This is a genomic window from Streptomyces sp. URMC 123, from assembly GCF_051386515.1.
In the GTDB taxonomy this organism is placed as follows: Bacteria; Actinomycetota; Actinomycetes; order Streptomycetales; family Streptomycetaceae; genus Streptomyces.
Genome location: NZ_JBPQTV010000039.1, coordinates 1 through 18,400, shown reverse-complemented (window position 1 = coordinate 18,400; position 18,400 = coordinate 1). Strand labels below are relative to the sequence as shown.

Annotated in this window: 16 protein-coding genes; 11 read left to right on the top strand and 5 right to left on the bottom strand. The window is 70.9% G+C overall.

Annotated elements, in window-relative coordinates; translation table 11 throughout:
- Positions 1 to 60: 60 nt before the first annotated feature.
- Positions 61 to 1,248, bottom strand: coding sequence for a quinolinate synthase NadA (nadA, locus tag ACSNOD_RS07950; RefSeq protein ID WP_436766063.1), 1,188 nt, complete (start codon positions 1,246 to 1,248; stop codon positions 61 to 63).
- Between the two features lie 389 nt (positions 1,249 to 1,637).
- Here nadA and ACSNOD_RS07945 point away from each other — a divergent pair, with 389 nt between their 5' ends.
- On the top strand, positions 1,638 to 1,994 hold the full coding sequence (locus ACSNOD_RS07945; protein ID WP_436766062.1) for a HesB/IscA family protein: 357 nt from the start codon (positions 1,638 to 1,640) through the stop codon (positions 1,992 to 1,994).
- A 127-nt stretch (positions 1,995 to 2,121) separates the two neighbouring features.
- Here ACSNOD_RS07945 and ACSNOD_RS07940 read toward each other — a convergent pair whose 3' ends face one another.
- Complete coding sequence (locus tag ACSNOD_RS07940; RefSeq protein ID WP_436766061.1) at positions 2,122 to 3,861, bottom strand: hypothetical protein; 1,740 nt, start codon at positions 3,859 to 3,861, stop codon at positions 2,122 to 2,124.
- 261 nt (positions 3,862 to 4,122) lie between these two features.
- Complete coding sequence (locus ACSNOD_RS07935) at positions 4,123 to 4,350, bottom strand: hypothetical protein (protein ID WP_436766060.1); 228 nt, start codon at positions 4,348 to 4,350, stop codon at positions 4,123 to 4,125.
- Positions 4,351 to 4,625: 275 nt separating this feature from the next.
- On the opposite strand from ACSNOD_RS07935, the gene ACSNOD_RS07930 reads away from it, so the two are divergent.
- The gene (locus ACSNOD_RS07930; RefSeq protein WP_436766059.1) at positions 4,626 to 5,600 is read left to right on the top strand and encodes a carbohydrate kinase family protein; all 975 of its coding nucleotides are present in this window, start codon (positions 4,626 to 4,628) and stop codon (positions 5,598 to 5,600) included.
- A 97-nt stretch (positions 5,601 to 5,697) separates the two neighbouring features.
- Here ACSNOD_RS07930 and ACSNOD_RS07925 read toward each other — a convergent pair whose 3' ends face one another.
- A complete protein-coding gene (locus ACSNOD_RS07925; protein WP_436766058.1) occupies positions 5,698 to 7,161 on the bottom strand; it encodes a cysteine desulfurase/sulfurtransferase TusA family protein in 1,464 nt (487 codons plus the stop codon).
- Positions 7,162 to 7,589: 428 nt separating this feature from the next.
- Here ACSNOD_RS07925 and ctaC point away from each other — a divergent pair, with 428 nt between their 5' ends.
- From ctaC to ACSNOD_RS07905, 4 genes are all read left to right on the top strand, one after another.
- Positions 7,590 to 8,558: an aa3-type cytochrome oxidase subunit II gene (ctaC, locus tag ACSNOD_RS07920; protein ID WP_436766057.1), complete on the top strand. Its 969-nt coding sequence runs from the start codon at positions 7,590 to 7,592 to the stop codon at positions 8,556 to 8,558.
- Positions 8,555 to 10,285, top strand: coding sequence for an aa3-type cytochrome oxidase subunit I (ctaD, locus tag ACSNOD_RS07915; protein ID WP_436766056.1), 1,731 nt, complete (start codon positions 8,555 to 8,557; stop codon positions 10,283 to 10,285). Before ctaC ends, ctaD begins: the two co-directional genes overlap by 4 nt.
- Positions 10,282 to 10,680 carry a cytochrome c oxidase subunit 4 gene (locus ACSNOD_RS07910; protein ID WP_436766055.1) on the top strand — a complete coding sequence of 133 codons (399 nt, stop codon included), beginning with the start codon at positions 10,282 to 10,284 and terminating at the stop codon, positions 10,678 to 10,680. The genes ctaD and ACSNOD_RS07910 overlap by 4 nt, the downstream gene beginning before the upstream one ends.
- Before the next feature lie 187 nt (positions 10,681 to 10,867).
- Positions 10,868 to 12,118 (top strand): Ig-like domain-containing protein, encoded by a 1,251-nt coding sequence (locus tag ACSNOD_RS07905; RefSeq protein WP_436766054.1) that lies wholly within the window; start codon positions 10,868 to 10,870, stop codon positions 12,116 to 12,118.
- 98 nt (positions 12,119 to 12,216) lie between these two features.
- Here ACSNOD_RS07905 and ACSNOD_RS07900 read toward each other — a convergent pair whose 3' ends face one another.
- Entirely contained in the window at positions 12,217 to 12,618 is a 402-nt protein-coding gene (locus tag ACSNOD_RS07900) for a hypothetical protein (protein WP_436766053.1), read from the bottom strand.
- Between the two features lie 259 nt (positions 12,619 to 12,877).
- On the opposite strand from ACSNOD_RS07900, the gene ctaE reads away from it, so the two are divergent.
- From ctaE to trpD, 5 genes are all read left to right on the top strand, one after another.
- Positions 12,878 to 13,498, top strand: coding sequence for an aa3-type cytochrome oxidase subunit III (gene ctaE, locus ACSNOD_RS07895; RefSeq protein WP_436766052.1), 621 nt, complete (start codon positions 12,878 to 12,880; stop codon positions 13,496 to 13,498).
- A gap of 78 nt (positions 13,499 to 13,576) precedes the next feature.
- A complete protein-coding gene (gene qcrC, locus ACSNOD_RS07890; RefSeq protein WP_436766051.1) occupies positions 13,577 to 14,386 on the top strand; it encodes a cytochrome bc1 complex diheme cytochrome c subunit in 810 nt (269 codons plus the stop codon).
- A complete protein-coding gene (gene qcrA, locus ACSNOD_RS07885) occupies positions 14,383 to 15,444 on the top strand; it encodes a cytochrome bc1 complex Rieske iron-sulfur subunit (protein WP_436766050.1) in 1,062 nt (353 codons plus the stop codon). Before qcrC ends, qcrA begins: the two co-directional genes overlap by 4 nt.
- A complete protein-coding gene (qcrB, locus tag ACSNOD_RS07880) occupies positions 15,441 to 17,087 on the top strand; it encodes a cytochrome bc1 complex cytochrome b subunit (protein ID WP_436766049.1) in 1,647 nt (548 codons plus the stop codon). Before qcrA ends, qcrB begins: the two co-directional genes overlap by 4 nt.
- A gap of 163 nt (positions 17,088 to 17,250) precedes the next feature.
- Positions 17,251 to 18,315 carry an anthranilate phosphoribosyltransferase gene (gene trpD / locus ACSNOD_RS07875; protein WP_436766048.1) on the top strand — a complete coding sequence of 355 codons (1,065 nt, stop codon included), beginning with the start codon at positions 17,251 to 17,253 and terminating at the stop codon, positions 18,313 to 18,315.
- Positions 18,316 to 18,400: the final 85 nt, after the last annotated feature.

Here is an 18,400-nt window from a genome sequence, read left to right as displayed (position 1 = left end):
CCGCACACCTCATGGTGTGCGGGCCCGCCCGCTCGAAGACGCGTTGCGCGCGTGCGCGCGTTACGGAAGCGCCAGCATCCGCTCCAGTGCCAGCTTCGCGAACTTCTCCGTCTCCGGGTCGACCTGGATGCGGTTGACCACCGTTCCGTTCGCCAGCGACTCCAGCGTCCAGACCAGGTGCGGCAGGTCGATCCGGTTCATCGTGGAGCAGAAGCAGACCGTCTTGTCGAGGAAGACGATCTCCTTGCCCTCGTCGGCGAAGCGGTTCGCCAGGCGCCGTACGAGGTTGAGCTCCGTGCCGATGGCCCACTTGGAGCCGGCCGGCGCGGCCTCCAGCGTCTTGATGATGTACTCCGTGGAGCCGACGTAGTCCGCCGCCGCCACGACCTCGTGCTTGCACTCCGGGTGCACCAGCACGTTGACGCCCGGAATCCGCTCGCGGACGTCGTTGACCGAGTCCAGCGAGAAGCGGCCGTGCACCGAGCAGTGGCCGCGCCAGAGGATCATCTTCGCGGCCCGCAGCTGCTCCGCGGTCACGCCGCCGCCCGGCTTGTGCGGGTTGTAGACGACGCAGTCCTCGAGCGACATCCCCATGTCGCGGACGGCCGTGTTGCGGCCCAGGTGCTGGTCGGGCAGGAACAGCACCTTCTCGCCCTGCTCGAAGGCCCAGTCCAGCGCCCGCTTGGCGTTGGACGACGTGCAGATCGTGCCGCCGTGCCGGCCCGTGAACGCCTTGATGTCGGCCGAGGAGTTCATGTACGAGACGGGGACGGTGACGTCGGCGACGCCCGCCTCCGTGAGCACGTCCCAGCACTCGGCGACCTGCTCGGCCGTGGCCATGTCGGCCATCGAGCAGCCCGCCGCCAGGTCGGGGAGGATGACCTGCTGGTCGTCGGTGGTGAGGATGTCCGCGGACTCCGCCATGAAGTGCACACCGCAGAAGACGATGTACTCGGCCTCGGGCCGGGCCGCCGCGTCCCGCGCGAGCTTGAAGGAGTCCCCGGTGACATCCGCGAACTGGATCACTTCGTCGCGCTGGTAGTGGTGGCCGAGCACGAAGACCTTGTCCCCGAGCCTCGCCTTGGCCGCGCGCGCCCGCTCCACCAGGTCCGGGTCGGACGCGGCGGGCAGATCGCCCGGGCACTCGACGCCGCGCTCGCTCCGCGGGTCGGCCTCTCGGCCGAGCAGCAACAGAGCGAGCGGCGTCGGCTGGACATCGAGGTTCTGGGCCGTGGTCACTGCACGCACCCTTTCTGTGTTCCGCGGAGCCTTTTCGTCTGATTGACGCTATTATCATAACCGGTTCACGTCAGTTTGACGATGCCCATCGCGTCGATGTGACGCATTCCCGAGCAAGGCCCGGCCGCGGGCCCGTTGCCACCCGTGCGGGGCCCGGCCGAGGCCCGGCCGAGGCGCGGGCAAGGTCCGCCTGCCACCCGGCCGGGGCCCGGCCGAGACCCCATCCGCACCCCGCCGCCGCCCCACCGGGGCCCGGCCCCCGCCGAGGGAGGGCCGTGCCCCGGGGCCGCCCGGTGTGCGAGCATGAACGAGGAGAAGGTGCCCGGCCCGGAATGAATCCGCGGCCCCGTCGGTTATCCGCTGACGGCACAGTCCGTACGACCCCGGGAGAGAAGCAGATGTCCGTTCAGGACGAGAAGACCAGCGTGAGCGACGGCATCATTCTGTCCGACGCCGCCGCGGCCAAGGTCAAGAGCCTGCTGGAGCAGGAGGGCCGCGAGGACCTCGCGCTGCGTGTCGCCGTCCAGCCCGGCGGCTGCTCCGGCCTGCGCTACCAGCTCTTCTTCGACGAGCGCTCGCTCGACGGCGACGTGGTGAAGGACTTCGACGGCGTCAAGGTCGTCACCGACCGGATGAGCGCCCCGTACCTCGGCGGTGCCTCCATCGACTTCGTCGACACCATCGAGAAGCAGGGCTTCACCATCGACAACCCCAACGCTACCGGCTCCTGCGCCTGCGGCGACTCGTTCCACTAGGCGGACCACGGCAGCCGGCCGGGGCCACCGGACGGCGCCTGCCGAACCGCACGAAGGCGGCGGACCCCCCCGAAGGGTCCGCCGCCTTCGCCGTGCGCGCGGCCGTACGCGCCCCCGTACGCCGCCGCTACTTCGGCCCCGGTTCCCCCGTCGGCGCCGCCGGCACCTCCGTCGACGCCGTCCTGCGCGGCACCCGCTCACCGCTGCCCGCGTCGATCACCTCGCGCTCGCCCAGCGGCTTCTCCAGCGTCACCGACAGCGCGTACTCCTTGGCGATGGCGACGCACGGGCCGCCGGTCCGCGTCTCCACGACCCTGATCCGGGTCTTCACCCGCTCGCCCGCCTCGTTCGCGGACGCCGCGTACGTGCTGCACACTCCGCCCCAGAAGTAGAGCGTCAGCTTCGTGCCCTCGGCCGTGTACGACGTGGCCTGCGGGCCGCGCACGCCCGGCCGGCCCGGCTCGGAGGGCGGCCGCGTCCCGGACCCCGGCCGCTCGATGAACTCCGGCTTCACCGCCGGGTGCGTCACCGTGGAGGTGGCCTTCGCGTCCGCGCCGGCGCCGGACGGCACCACCTCGAACAGCCACGACGGCACCAGCGCCGGCTGCCCGGCCACCGCGTGGATCGCCAGCCCGAAGGTCGCGCCCCGCACCTGGGCCGGCTCCCGCCGGGGCGCCACCGCGCCACCCGGCTCCGTGGCACAGGGCCGGCCGCTGCCGCCCTCGCTCGCCACGGACCCCTCCGGGCCGCCGTGCGGCACCGGCGAGGCGCAGCCGGCGATGCCGACCTTGCCGCCCTGGCTCGCCTTGTTGAGCTCCTTGAGCGTGTCCGCCGCGCTCAGCACCGGGTACTCCGCGCCCCGGGCCGGCGCCGACAGATGGCCGCTGCCCCCGACCACCTGGCCGTCCGCGCCCACCTGGACCCCGGTGTGCCAGCCGTACGTCGGCAGCCCGTCCAGCACCGGATTGGCGTTCACGACCCGGATCGCGCCCATGGTCTGCCCGGTGTCGAGCTTCGCCCCCTCCAGCCCGACGGCCGCCAGCACGGGCGCCGCCGCCTGCCGGGCCCGCTCCGGCGACACCGGCTCCGTGCCCTTGTCGCCCTCGGCCCCCTTGTCGCCCTCGGCCCCCTTGGGGCCCTGGGCGCCCTGATCATTGGGGTGCTGCCCCGGAGCGGCACAGCGCGCGGGCGGCGCCGACGGCCGTACGCCCGAGCCGTCCTTCGGCGGCAGCGCCATCGGCGGCTCCGTGCACCCGCCGCCCGGGCCGCCGCCGGCCTTGTAGCGGGCGAAGGACCACGTGCCCGGCGCCTTCGCGGCCACCGTCAGCAGCGGCCCGCCGCCGTCCGGCGTGAGCCCCACCTGCCAGCCGTCCGGGGTCTGCCGGGGCGCGCCCGACACGTCCAGCGCCTTGGCCAGCTCCAGCACGTCCTCGCGGGTCACCTCCCCGCTCGGCCGGTGGACCGCCGCCTTCCCGGGGCCGTCCGGCAGCTTCACCAGGGCGCGGTAGCGCTCGCCGTAGGGGTTCGGCTCGCCCGGCGCCACCCCCGCCGGGCCCTCGGGCGCCGGCGCGGCCCCGTCCAGTGGCAGCGGTGGTGGGTCGCCCTGCTGCGGCCCGGCGCCCGAGGGGCCCCCGCGGCCCTCCGACGCCGTCGTCACCAGGTACGCACCGCCGCCGCCCGCCAGCAGCACGGCGACCGCCACCGCGGCGGCCGTCAGCGCGGGCCGACGGCGCGGGCGGGCCGCCGCACCGGAGGACCCGGGGTCCGCCCCGTCCGCGGCGGGGGAGGGGGAACCCCCGCCGGAGACGGGGGGAGTGCCGGAGTCGTGGTGCTCCGGAGTGGCCTCGGGGGTGTGCTCGCTGCTCACCGCATGTGCTCCTTCGGCTCCGCTCGACAGTTGATGCCGTATCCCTCAGGTGGAGGACGCGGATTGGACGGAGCGGGGGAGCGGGCGGTTCCCCTCCGGGCCGTTTCCTTCGGTCGGACGTTCGGTCGGACCCCCGCGCGGGCGGCTGCCCGGGCGGCGTCCGGGCCCGGGCCACCGACCGTACGGCGCGCGGCCCGGATGCCGTACGAGGCGGTGGCGGGCCGCCGCCCGGAGGTGACGGCCCGCCTTCCGGTCCCGCGCTCAGTCGCCGTATTCGGACATTCCGTCCAGCAGCTCGGCCGAGCCCGCCGGGACCCGTACGCCATGAATCCGCGCCGGTGGGACGGGCTCGGTGGGGTGGGCGGTCCGGGCCGCCGGCCACCGCGAGGCCATCCGCGCGCAGTCCCCGCGGAGCTCGGCCAGCGATTCCGGTTCCGGTCCGTGCCGGTGCGCGGTGGACACGGCGTGCTCGGGGCGGTGCTTCGGCATGGGGACTCCCGCCAAGCGGTCCAGGGGGCCCGCACGGGCGCGAGCCCCGTACACGAGGCACCGTACTCATCGGTAGCCGATGGAGAAACCCCTACTATTGGGTAGTTTTGCCGGGTCGGTGCCCTGGAAGAGCCGCCCCGGTAGCCTTGTCCGCCGTTGACGTGGGTTTCCATGTTGACGGTGGTGCGGCCGCGCGTCGGCCGACGACGTCCCGCGTCACCTCTGTGCCCGCCCCATTCCGCCGTTTCCCACCCATCCGCAGGAGCAGACCCGCCGTGCGTATCGCTGTCACCGGCTCCATCGCCACCGACCATCTGATGACCTTCCCCGGCCGCTTCGCCGATCAGCTCGTCGCGGACCAGCTCCACACGGTCTCCCTCTCCTTCCTCGTCGACACCCTCGATGTGCGCCGGGGCGGCGTGGCCCCCAACATCTGCTTCGGCATGGGGCTGCTCGGCCTGCGGCCGATCCTGGTGGGCGCGGCCGGCAACGACTTCGCGGAGTACCGGGCCTGGCTGGACCGACACGGGGTGGACACCTCCTCCGTCCGGATCTCCGAAGTGCTGCACACCGCCCGCTTCGTCTGCACCACGGACGCCGACCACAACCAGATCGCGTCCTTCTACACCGGCGCGATGAGCGAGGCCCGCAACATCGAGCTGCAGCCGGTCGCCGACCGGGTCGGCGGGCTCGACCTCGTGCTCATCGGGGCGGACGACCCCGAGGCGATGATCCGTCACACCGAGGAGTGCCGCACCCGCGGCATCCCGTTCGCCGCCGACCCCTCCCAGCAGCTCGCCCGGATGTCGGGCGACGACATCCGGGTGCTCGTCGAGGGCGCCACGTACCTCTTCACCAATGAGTACGAGAAGGCCCTGATCGAGAACAAGACGGGCTGGTCGGAGGAGGACATCCTGGGCCGGGTGGGCACCCGGGTGACCACGCTCGGCGCCCGCGGCGTGCGGATCGAGCGGACCGGCGAGGACCCGATCGAGGTCGGCTGCCCGGAGGAGGACGCCAAGGTCGACCCGACCGGGGTGGGCGACGCGTTCCGCGCCGGCTTCCTCGCGGGCCTGTCCTGGGACCTCTCCCTGGAGCGGTCCGCGCAGCTCGGCTGCATGCTCGCCACGCTGGTGATCGAGACCCTGGGCACCCAGGAGTACGAGCTGCGGCGCGGCCACTTCATGGAGCGCTTCACCAAGGCGTACGGGCAGGACGCGGCGGCGGAGGTCACGGCGCACCTCGCCTGAGCCCGGGACAGCCCACGCGGCCCTTGATCGTGACGACCGTCACGATCAAGGGGCCGGGTGGCAGCAGGCGGGGGGCGGGCGGTCGCGAGAGCCGTGCTCAGGCGCGGCGGACCAGATAGGCCGTGCCCCCGGGCACGGCCCGCTCCCCCAGGTACTCCTGCTCCCGCATCTCGCACCACGCCGGGATGTCCAGCCGCGCGGCCTCGTCGTCCGACAGCACCGCGACGACCGCTCCCGCCGGAACGTCGCCGATCACCTTCGCCAGCTCGATCACCGGGATGGGGCACCGCTTGCCCAGCGCGTCCACGGTGAGCGCGGGGGAGTCGGGTTCGGCGGCCGGGCCGGCAGCCGCCCCACCGGAGGCCGCCTCCGAAGCGGGCGCGGGCCCGTCAGAGGTCGGAACGGACACCCCACCGGACACCGGCGCCGCCCCCGGCGCGCCCAGCCGGTCCCGTACCGCCCGCACCGCCTCCGGCAGCACCGCCAGAAAGCGCTCCACGTCCGCCTCGGCCGCGCCCATGGGCAGCGACACCCGCACATTGCCCTCCGAGAGCACCCCCATCGCCTTCAGTACATGGCTCGGGATCAGCGTGCTGGAGGTGCACGAGGAGCCGGACGACACGGAGAAGCCGGCCCGGTCCAGCTCGTGGAGGAGCGCCTCCCCGTCGGCGTAGAGACAGGAGAAGGTCACCACGTGCGGCAGCCGGTGCACCGGGTCGCCGACCACCTCCACGTCCGGGACCAGCTCGGGGACCCTGGCCCGCACCCGGTCGATCAGCTGCCGCAGCCGGGCCGCCTCCGCCACCGCCTCCTGCCGCACGGCCCGCAGCGCGGCGACGGCGGCCACCACGCCCGGGATGTTCTCGAAGCCCGGCGCGCGCCCGGACTCCCGCTCGTCGCGCGGGCCGGCCGGCGCGAAGCGCACGCCCTTGCGCACGGCCAGCAGCCCGACCCCGGCCGGGCCGCCCCACTTGTGGGCGCTGGCCGCCAGCAGCGACCAGTCGCCCTCGACCGGCCCCCAGCCCAGCGACTGGGCCGCGTCCACCAGCAGCGGAACGCCCGCCGCGGCACAGGCCCGCGCCACCTCGGCCACCGGCTGCTCGGTGCCGACCTCGTGGTTGGCGGACTGGCAGCAGGCCAGCGCGGTGTCCGCGCGGAGCGCGGCGGCGAAGCCGGCGGCCGACACCCGCCCGGCGCGGTCGACGGGCACCTCGGTGACGGAGCCGCCGGCCGCCGCGTGGGACTCGGCGGCGTGCAGCACGGAGGAGTGCTCCACGGCGGAGACCACCAGATGGCCGCCGGCGCGGCGGCGCCCGGCCAGCGCCCCGGCGACGCCGGTGTGCACCGCGCGGGTGCCCGAAGGAGTGAAGCTGAGCTCGTCCGGCCGGCAGCCGACCGCCTCGGCCGCGGCCTCGCGGGCCGCGTCGAGCAGCAGCCGGGCCCGCCGGCCCTCGCGGTAGAGGCGGGCGGGGTCCGCCCAGCCCTCGTCGAGCGAGGCGGTCAGCGCTTGGCGCGCCACGGGGTGCAGAGGCGCCGAGGAGGCGGCATCGAAGTAGGGCACGCCTCACGCTAACGCGGTCCCCGGGGTTCCGGCCGGTCCTCCCCCGTCGGGGACCGTTCGCCCCCGGGTTCCGGCCGGTCCTCCCCCCCGTCGGGGGCCGTTCGCCTCCCGGGCGGCCCGGCCGGACCGCGGCCGGGGCGGGCCCGCGCGGACCGGCCGGCGCGAGGCCCCCCGGCCCGCCCGGCAAGGGCCCGCGGGGATCGGGCGAGGGGCCGTCAGATCGGGGCGGCGGGCCCCCCTTCCACGCCTGATCCACCCCTTCGGGGTGCCATACGGCGCGTTGGGTACCCTCCCCGCGCGACCCCAAATAGCGTCCAGTAGGGTTTGGTCCGCATAAACATCCAAACCCCTGCCCGCAGCGGGCCGGCGACCGACCAGCGAGACGGCCGCAGCCGGCCGCACGGGCGAGACTCTCGGGAAGGCGCTACGTGAGTCCCAACGGCTCCGACCGCTCGTCGCGGCGCCCGATGCGGCGGAAGCTGCCGCAGGTGCTGGCCGCGGGCCTGGTCCTTGCGACCGCCACCGGTTGCGAATACACATGGAAGGACTTCCCCCGGCTGGGAATGCCCTCCCCCGTCACGGAGGAGGCGCCGCGGATTCTCTCCCTGTGGCAGGGCTCGTGGGCGGCTGCGCTCGCCACGGGCGTACTGGTCTGGGGCTTGATCCTGTGGAGTGTGATCTTCCACCGGCGCACCCGGACCAAGGTCGAGGTTCCCCCGCAGACCCGGTACAACATGCCGATCGAGGCGCTGTACACCGCGGTCCCGATCATCATCGTGGCGGTGCTCTTCTACTTCACCGCGCGCGATGAGAGCGAGCTGCTCAAGACCTCCAAGAAGCCCGACCACGTCATCAACGTGGTCGGTTACCAGTGGAGCTGGGGCTTCAACTACATGGAGGACGTGGACGGCAACCCGGCCACGCCGGGCGCGCTCCCGAAGGAAATCTCCACGATCCCGGACAAGAAGCTCGAGGTCGTGCCCAAGGGCGCCGAGGGCGTCTACGAGACCGGCACGCCCGGTCAGAAGGACCCGGGCAACCCGAGCCCCGGCCCCACCCTGTGGCTGCCCAAGGGCGAGAAGGTCCAGTTCATCCTGACCTCCCGCGACGTCATCCACTCCTTCTGGGTCGTCCCCTTCCTGATGAAGATGGACGTCATCCCGGGGCACACCAATGTCTTCGAGGTGACCCCCAACAAGGAGGGCGTCTTCATGGGCAAGTGCGCCGAGCTGTGCGGCGTCGACCACTCGCGGATGCTCTTCAACGTCAAGGTCGTCTCCCCGGAGGAGTACCGGGCGCACCTGAAGGACCTGGCGAAGAAGGGCCAGACCGGCTACATCCAGTCCGGCATTCCCCAGACTGAGGCCGCCAAGAATGCGGAGACGAACACCGAATGAGCATCCTCAACGAACCCCGGGGTGCCGCCACCGCCGCCTATGCCGACGAGCTTCCGGTACGCCGTAAGCAGCCCGGCAACACCGTGGTCAAGTGGCTGACGACCACCGACCACAAGACCATCGGCTCGCTGTACCTCATCACGTCGTTCGTGTTCTTCATCATCGGCGGCGTGATGGCTCTGGTCATGCGCGCGGAGCTCGCTCGTCCCGGCACGCAGATCATGTCGAACGAGCAGTTCAACCAGGCGTTCACGATGCACGGCACGATCATGCTGCTGATGTTCGCGACGCCGCTGTTCGCCGGTTTCGCCAACTGGATCATGCCGCTCCAGATCGGTGCCCCCGATGTGGCCTTCCCGCGGCTGAACATGTTCGCCTACTGGCTCTACCTGTTCGGCTCGCTGATCGCCGTGGGTGGCTTCCTCACCCCGCAGGGCGCCGCCGACTTCGGCTGGTTCGCCTACGCCCCGCTCTCCGACGCGGTGCACTCGCCGGGTGTCGGCGGTGACATGTGGATCATGGGTCTGGCCTTCTCCGGCTTCGGCACGATCCTCGGCTCGGTCAACTTCATCACCACGATCATCTGCATGCGCGCTCCCGGCATGACGATGTTCCGGATGCCGATCTTCACCTGGAACGTGCTGCTCACCGGTGTGCTGGTGCTGCTCGCCTTCCCCGTGCTGGCCGCCGCGCTGTTCGCGCTGGAGATGGACCGCAAGTTCGGATCGCACATCTTCGATCCGGCCAACGGCGGCTCCCTGCTCTGGCAGCACCTCTTCTGGTTCTTCGGCCACCCCGAGGTGTACATCATCGCGCTGCCGTTCTTCGGCATCATTTCCGAGGTCATTCCGGTCTTCAGCCGCAAGCCGATGTTCGGTTACATCGGTCTGATCGCCGCGACGATTTCCATCGCCGGTCTCTCGGTCACCGTGTGGGCGCACCACATGTACGTCACCGGTGGCGTGCTGTTGCCCTTCTTCTCCTTCATGACCTTCCTGATCGCGGTACCGACCGGTGTGAAGTTCTTCAACTGGATCGGCACCATGTGGAAGGGCTCACTGAGTTTCGAGACCCCGATGCTCTGGGCCGTCGGCTTCCTGATCACCTTCACCTTCGGTGGTCTGACCGGTGTCATCCTGGCCTCGCCGCCGATGGACTTCCACGTCTCCGACACCTACTTCGTGGTGGCGCACTTCCACTACGTGATCTTCGGTACGGTCGTCTTCGCGATGTTCTCCGGCTTCCACTTCTGGTGGCCGAAGTTCACCGGCAAGATGCTGGACGAGCGGCTCGGCAAGATCACCTTCTGGACGCTGTTCGTGGGCTTCCACGGCACGTTCCTAGTGCAGCACTGGCTGGGCGCCGAGGGCATGGCCCGCCGTTACGCGGACTACCTGAACGCGGACGGCCTGACCACGCTGAACACCATCTCGACGATCAGCTCGTTCCTGCTCGGCATGTCGATCCTGCCGTTCTTCTACAACGTCTGGAAGACCGCCAAGTACGGCAAGAAGGTCGAGGTCGACGACCCGTGGGGCTACGGCCGTTCGCTGGAGTGGGCGACCTCCTGCCCGCCGCCGCGGCACAACTTCCTCACGCTGCCGCGCATTCGCTCCGAATCCCCGGCGTTCGACCTGCATCACCCTGAGATCGCCGCGCTCGACCAGCTGGAGAACGTGCCGGCGGGCGAGAAGGCCCTGGCCGGTGGCAAGGAGGCCGGGAAGTGAAAATCCAGGGACGGATGTTCATCTGGCTGGCCGTCTTCATCCTGGCCATGGCCATCGTCTACGGCGTGTGGTCCAAGGAGCCGGTCGGCACCACCGCGCTGTTCCTCGCCTTCGGCCTGAGCATCATGATCGGTTACTACCTGGCGTTCACCGCGCGCCGGGTGGACACCGGTGCGCAGGACCGCAAGGACGCGGACGTCGCGGACGACGCCGGCGAGCTCGGCTTCTTCTCCCCGCACAGCTGGCAGCCGCTCTCGCTGGCCGTCGGTGGCGCGCTCGCCTTCATGGGCGTGGTCTTCGGCTGGTGGCTGCTGTACTTCTCGATGCCGGTGATCCTGGTCGGTCTCTTCGGCTGGGTGTTCGAGTACTACCGCGGCGAGAACCAGAACCAGTGACAACAGCGTCATGACGCGGGCCCGGCACCACCAGGTGCCGGGCCCGCGGCACGTTCGGCCCCCGGCCCGCGGCACGTTCGGCGTTCGGCCCCCGCCTCCCGGGCCCGGAAACCCTCCAGTTTCCGGGCCCGACCCATTTGCACGCGGCCGACGCGCCGAAAGGTCCGGAAGTTCTTATTTTGTGACCATGAGTCACGTACTTCGCCGGGGCCCGGTCCTCGGCTGCGCCCTGCTGCTGGCGCCCCTCGCGCTGACCACCGGCTGCGCCGCGGACGGCCACCCGCTGTCCGCCAAGCCGTACGACGCGGCCCGCCAGATATCCGTCGCCGGCCTCGACGGGGGCCGGAAGGTGGACCCGAACAAGCCGCTGGAGATCACCGCCAAGGGTGATGACGGCCGCATCACCGATGTGACCGCCACGGACGCCGCGGGCCGCCACATACGCGGTGAACTCAGTGGCGACGGCCGCCGGTGGCGCTCCACCTCCCCGCTGGCCGCCGGCGCCCACTACACCGTGCGGGTGAGCACCGAGGACGAGGACGGCGCCCCCGGCCGCCGCGTCATAGGCTTCGACACCGCCCCCGCCGACAAGCTGCTGCGGGTCTCCTTCGGCCCCGACAGCGGCACCTACGGCGTCGGCCAGCCGGTCACCGCCGAGCTGAGCCACCCGGTCAGGGACCGCCAGGCGCGCGCCGTCGTCGAACGCGCCCTGAAGGTCGACTCCAGGCCCCGGGTCACCGGCTCCTGGCACTGGGTCAACGACAAGACGCTGCACTACCGCCCGCGCGACTACTGGCCCGCTCACGCCACGATCGACGTCCGGTCGGCCCTGGAGGGCATCAAGGTCGAGAACGACCTGTACGGCGGCCCCGCCAAGCCCGTGGTGCTGCGCACCGGGGACCGCGTGGAGGCCATCACGGACGCGTCCGCCCACCGGATGACGGTCAAGCGCAACGGCGAAGTGATCAACACCATCCCGGTCACCACCGGCAAGCCCGGGTTCGCCACCCGCAACGGGGTCAAGACGATCCTGGCGAAGGAATCCTTCGTACGGATGCGCGGCACCAGCATCGGCATCGCCCCCGGCAGCTCCGAGTCGTACGACCTGCCCGTCCACTGGGCCACCCGGGTGACCTGGAGCGGTGAATACGTCCACGCCGCGCCGTGGTCCGTGGGCTCCCAGGGCTCGGCCAACGTCAGCCACGGCTGCACCGGCATGTCGACGAGCAACGCCCGGTGGTTCTTCGACACCGTCCGGGTCGGGGACATCGTCACCGTCGTCAACAGCGCCGGGGAGACGATGACGCCCTTCGACAACGGCTTCGGCGACTGGAACGTCCCCTGGGAGAAGTGGCGCGAGGGCAGCGCGCTGACCACCGAGGGCGTCCGGGAGGGCGGCGGGCCCGCCGACGCCGCCCGGCTGCGCCCGGCGCTGTGAGCCGCCCCCGGGGCGCCGTGAGGGCGCCCCGGGGCCCGGCGCCGACCCGTGGCGGGGGAGCGCCCGGAGGCCGGAGGGCGGCCCCCTGGGGGCGATCCCTAGGAGGCGATCGAGAGCCGCTCGCGCAGCAGCGCGGCCAGCGCGGCCGCGAACTCCACCGGGTCCACCGGATGGGTGACCGCCGCGTCGGCGCGGCTCCAGGTGGCCAGCCAGGCGTCCTGCGGGCGGCCGATCAGCAGCAGCACGGGCGGACAGCGGAAGATCTCGTCCTTGATCTGCCGGCACACCCCCATGCCACCGGCCGGGGCCGTCTCGCCGTCCAGTACACAGACGTCGATGCCGCCCTTCTCCAGGGCGCCCAGCACGGCCGGGAGCGTCGCGCACTCCACGAACTCCACCGGCGGCACGTCCGGCGCCGGCCTGCGCCCGGTGGCCAGCCGCACCTGCTCGCGGGTGCCCGCGTCATCGCTGTAGACCAGGACGGTGGCGTTCGGCCGCATCGGTTCCTCCGGGCTTGTCGAGAGCTGGGTCAGAGCGTGTCGGGAGCACAGCAGGGGCAACAACAGGGCGGAGCGGGCCGCGGCGGCGGTTGGGCGCCGCCGTTGGCCGTGTCGCGGATGCTACTCCGCCCGACACCCCGTCAACAGGCACCGACGGCCCCCGGAGGGGCGCGCGGAGTGGGCCGTTCGAGCAGGACATGGGGCGCGGACACACCGAACGGCACCCCCCGGAGTGAGGGCGGGATAAGCGACCGACATAATGTCGGTCGTGGCGACAGCAACGACAGTAGATACCGGGCACGCGCACCCGTCGGTCAACCGACCGAACCTCACCAGCGTCGGAACCATCATCTGGTTGAGTTCCGAGCTGATGTTCTTCGCGGCCCTCTTCGCGATGTACTTCACCCTGCGATCGGTGATGGGCGCCGAGCACTGGAAGGAAATGGCGTCCTCGCTGAACTTCCCGTTCTCGGCGACGAACACCACGATCCTGGTGCTCTCCTCCCTCACCTGCCAGCTCGGCGTCTTCGCCGCCGAGCGCGGTGATGTGAAGAAGCTCCGCATGTGGTTCGTGATCACCTTTGTGATGGGCGCGTTCTTCATCGGCGGCCAGATCTTCGAGTACACCGAGCTCGTCAAGCACGAGGGTCTGTCGCTCTCGTCGGACCCGTACGGCTCGGTGTTCTACCTGACCACCGGATTCCACGGACTGCACGTGACGGGCGGCCTGATCGCCTTCCTGCTGGTCCTGGGCAGGACGTACGCGGCCAAGAGGTTCACCCACGAGCAGGCCACGGCGGCCATCGTCGTGTCCTACTACTGGCACTTCGTCGATGTCGTCTGGATCGGCCTGTTTGCCACGATCTACATGATCAAGTAACGGGCCGCGCGCCCGCGCATCACCCGACAGACACAGCCTGAAGCATCGACGCAGAAGATCCTGACACCGGGGTAATCCGTGAAAAAGCTCTCCGCACGACGGCGCCATCCGCTGGCGGCGCTCGTCGTCCTACTCTTCGCGCTGGCGGTCACTGGGGGGCTGTACGCCGCGTTCGCGCCTGCGGACAAGGCCCAGGCCGACAACACCGCCCAGTCCCTCGCCATCGAGGAGGGCAAGAAGATCTACGCCGTGGGCTGCGCGAGCTGCCACGGCACCGGCGGTCAGGGGTCCTCGGACGGGCCGCCCCTGGTCGGCGTCGGCTCCGCCGCCGTCGACTTCCAGGTCGGCACGGGCCGGATGCCCGCCCAGCAGCCGGGCGCCCAGGTGCCGCGGAAGAAGAAGGTCTACACCCAGGCCGAGATCGACCAGCTGGCCGCCTACATCGCCTCGCTCGGCGCGGGCCCGATCACGCCCACCGAGGAGCAGTACAACCCGGCCGGCGGGAACATCGCGAAGGGCGGAGACCTCTTCCGTACCAACTGCGCGCAGTGCCACAACTTCACCGGTAAGGGCGGCGCCCTGACCGGTGGCAAGTTCGCCCCCAACCTCGACGATGTCGACCCCAAGCACATCTACGAGGCCATGCAGACCGGCCCGCAGAACATGCCCTCCTTCCCGGACACGACCATGCCGGAGAAGGACAAGAAGGACATCATCGCGTACCTCGACACGGTCGCCTCCAAGAAGTCCGAGAGCCCGGGCGGTCTCGAGCTGGGCGGGTTCGGCCCGGTCGCCGAGGGTCTGTTCGGCTGGGTCTTCGGCCTGGGCGCCATGGTCGCGGTCGCCATCTGGGTCGCCGCCCGGACCGCAAAGGCCAAGAAGTCATGAGTGAGACTGAGAACAAAGACGTGCCCGAGAACCTGCCCGGTGCGCAGGCATCGGCTCACGGTGACGTGGCGAAGCGCGGGGGCAACCCGTTCGCCGACCCGGGGCTGCCGCCCCACGAGCACCGCATCCAGGACATCGACGAGCGGGCCGCCCGGCGCTCCGAGCGCACGGTCGCCCTGTTCTTCACCCTGTCGATGCTGGCCACCGTCGCCTTCATCGCCAGCTATGTGGCGCTGCCGGTCGACAAGATCGTCTACATCTGGCCGATCGGTCACGTCAGCGCGCTGAACTTCGCCCTGGGCACCACCCTGGGCGTGGCGCTGTTCATGATCGGCGCGGGCGCGGTCCACTGGGCCCGCACCCTGATGTCCGACGTGGAGACCGCGGACGACCGGCACCCCATCGAGGCCGCGCCCGAGGTGCGCGCCAAGGTGATCGCCGACTTCAAGCAGGGCGCCGAGGAGTCCGGCTTCGGCCGGCGCAAGCTGATCCGCAACACCATGTTCGGAGCGCTGGCCCTGCTGCCGCTCTCCAGCGTGGTGCTGCTGCGCGACCTCGGCCCGCTGCCGGGGACCATGCTCCGCCACACCGCCTGGTCCAAGGGCAAGCTGCTGGTCAACCAGAACACCAACCAGCCGCTGCGCCCCGAGGACGTCATCGTCGGCTCGCTGACCTTCGCCAAGCCCGAGGGCCTGGAGGAGCACGACCACGACTTCCAGAAGGAGATCGCCAAGGCGGCCCTGATGATCGTCCGGCTCCAGCCGGAGAACATCAAGGACAAGCGCGAGCTGGACTGGTCGCACCAGGGCATCGTCGCCTTCTCGAAGATCTGCACCCACGTCGGTTGCCCGATCAGCCTCTACGAGCAGCAGACGCACCATGTGCTGTGCCCCTGCCACCAGTCGACCTTCGACCTGGCCGACGGCGGCCGAGTGATCTTCGGCCCGGCCGGTCACGCCCTGCCGCAGCTGCGGATCGGTGTGAACAAGGATGGCTACCTGGAGGCGCTCGGCGACTTCGAGGAGCCCGTCGGCCCTGCTTTCTGGGAGCGCGGATGAGTACTGCAAGCACAAGCGCGTCGGGCGCTCCCGCGTCCGGTCGCAAGGCGCCACGCGGTGAGCGGGTCGCCGACTGGGCGGACGGCCGGCTGGGGATCTACACCCTGGCCAAGTCCAACATGCGCAAGATCTTCCCGGACCACTGGTCCTTCATGCTGGGCGAGGTCGCGCTCTACAGCTTCATCATCATCATCCTCACGGGTGTGTATCTGACGCTGTTCTTCCACCCCAGCATGGCCGAGGTGGAGTACCACGGCTCGTACGTCCCGATGCAGGGCATCCGGATGTCCGAGGCCTACGCCTCCACCCTGGACATCAGCTTCGATGTGCGCGGTGGTCTGCTGATCCGGCAGATCCACCACTGGGGCGCCGTGATCTTCCTCGCGGCGATGCTGGTGCACATGATGCGCGTGTTCTTCACCGGCGCGTTCCGCAAGCCGCGTGAGGTCAACTGGGTCTTCGGCTTCCTGCTGCTGGTGCTCGGCATGTTCACCGGCTTCACCGGTTACTCCCTGCCGGACGACCTGCTCTCCGGCACCGGTGTCCGGTTCATGGAGGGCGCGATCCTCTCCGTGCCGATCGTGGGCACCTACATCTCGATGTTCCTCTTCGGGGGCGAGTTCCCCGGTTCGGACTTCGTGCCGCGGTTCTTCTCGATCCACGTCCTGCTGCTGCCGGGCCTGATGCTCGGTCTGCTGGTGGCGCACCTGATCCTGGTCGTCTACCACAAGCACACGCAGTTCCCCGGCCCGGGCAAGACCGAGAAGAACGTCGTCGGCATGCCGCTGATGCCGGTCTACGCCGCCAAGGCGGGAGGCTTCTTCTTCCTGGTCTTCGGTGTGATCGCGTTCATCTCGGCGATCGCCACGATCAACCCGATCTGGGCGCTCGGCCCCTACCGGCCGGACCAGGTGTCCACCAACGCCCAGCCCGACTGGTACATGGGCTTCTCCGAGGGCCTGATCCGCATCATGCCGGGCTGGGAGATCAACTTCTGGGGCCACACGCTCGTCCTGGGCGTGTTCATCCCGCTGATGATCTTCCCGCTGGTGCTGGCGGCCATCGCGGTGTACCCGTTCGTCGAGTCCTGGGTCACCGGGGACAAGCGCGAGCACCACATCCTGGACCGCCCGCGCAACGCCCCGACCCGCACCGCCTTCGGCGCGGCGTGGATCAGCCTCTACTGGGTGCTGCTGATCGGTGGTGGCAACGACCTGTGGGCCACGCACTTCCACATGTCGATCAACGCGATCACCTGGTTCGTGCGCATCGCCTTCTTCGTGGTGCCGGTGCTCACCTTCATCGTCACCAAGCGGATCTGCCTCGGCCTCCAGCGCCGCGACAAGGACAAGGTGCTGCACGGTCGCGAGACCGGCATCATCAAGCGCCTGCCGCACGGTGAGTTCGTCGAGGTGCACGAGCCGCTCTCGCAGGAGCAGATGCACACGCTCACCCAGCACCACCAGTACCAGCCGCTCGAGCTCGGCCCCGAGGTCGACGAGAACGGTGTCGAGCGCAAGCTGTCGCGCACGCAGAAGCTGCGCGCCAAGCTCTCGAAGGGCTACTACGGGGAGGACAACCAGATCCCCAAGCCCACCGTCGAGGAGTACCAGGAGATCACCAGCGGCCACGGCCACCACTGATCCCGGGCACTTCGCCCCGGTGACCGGCCCCGGCCGGTCACCGAAACCCTGATCGACTGATCGCCACAGCGAGAGCCCCGTCCTTACCCCGGACGGGGCTCTTCGCCGTTCCGCGGCCCTGGATAGGGTGACCGCGTACACCCCGGACCACCAGGAGCGGACCATGGACGTTGTGACCCCGGCAGGCGGCGGCGACGCGGCGGCCCGCACCTGGCCGGACCTGCTGACCTCCCTGCTGCGCGGCGAGGACCTCGGCGTCGACGACACCGCCTGGGCGATGGACCGCATCATGCGGGGCGAGGCCACCGACGCCCAGATCGCCGGCTTCGCGGTCGCCCTGCGCGCCAAGGGCGAGACCGTCGCGGAGGTCTCCGGGCTGGTGCGGACCATGTACGAGCACGCCAACCTCATCGAGGTGCCCGGGCCCAGCGTCGACATCGTCGGCACCGGCGGCGACCGCGCCAAGACGGTGAACATCTCCACCATGTCGGCGATCGTGGTGGCCGGCACCGGGGCGAAGGTCGTCAAGCACGGCAACCGCGCCGCGTCCTCCGCCAGCGGCGCCTCCGACGTCCTGGAGAAGCTCGGCGTCAATCTGGACCTCTCACCCGAGCGGGTGGTGCGGGTGGCCGAGGAGGCCGGCATCACCTTCTGCTTCGCCGTGAAGTTCCACCCTGCGCTGCGCCATGTGGCCCCTGCCCGGCGGGAGCTGGGCATCGCCACCACGTTCAACTTCCTCGGCCCGCTCACCAACCCCGCCCGGGTGCGGGCGCAGGCCACCGGCGTCGCCGACGCCCGGATGGCCCCCATCGTCGCCGGGGTGCTCGCCGAACGCGGCTCCTCGGCCCTGGTGTTCCGCGGCGACGACGGCCTCGACGAGCTGACCACCACCGCCACCTCCCGGGTCTGGGTGGTCCGCGACGGCGCGGTCCGCGAGGAGCGCTTCGACCCGCGCGACGTCGGCATCGACCTCGTGCCCGTGGAGGCGCTGCGCGGCGCCGACGCGTCGTACAACGCCGAGGTGGCCCGCCGGCTGCTGAACGGCGAGCAGGGGCCCGTACGGGACGCGGTGCTGCTCAACTCGGCGGCGGCGCTCGTCGCCCTGAAGCCGACGGACGCACCGCTCGCGGAGCAGATCGAGGCCGGCATGGCCACGGCGGCGCGCTCCATCGACTCGGGCGCGGCCCGGCGCACGCTGGACCGCTGGGTGGGCGCGAGCCACGGCTGAAGCCTTCCCCGCGTCGGGGCGGATGACCGCCGCCGGTGCGAGGTCGCCGATGGGCGTGCGATGGCGTACGGAGTACGGGCCTGCC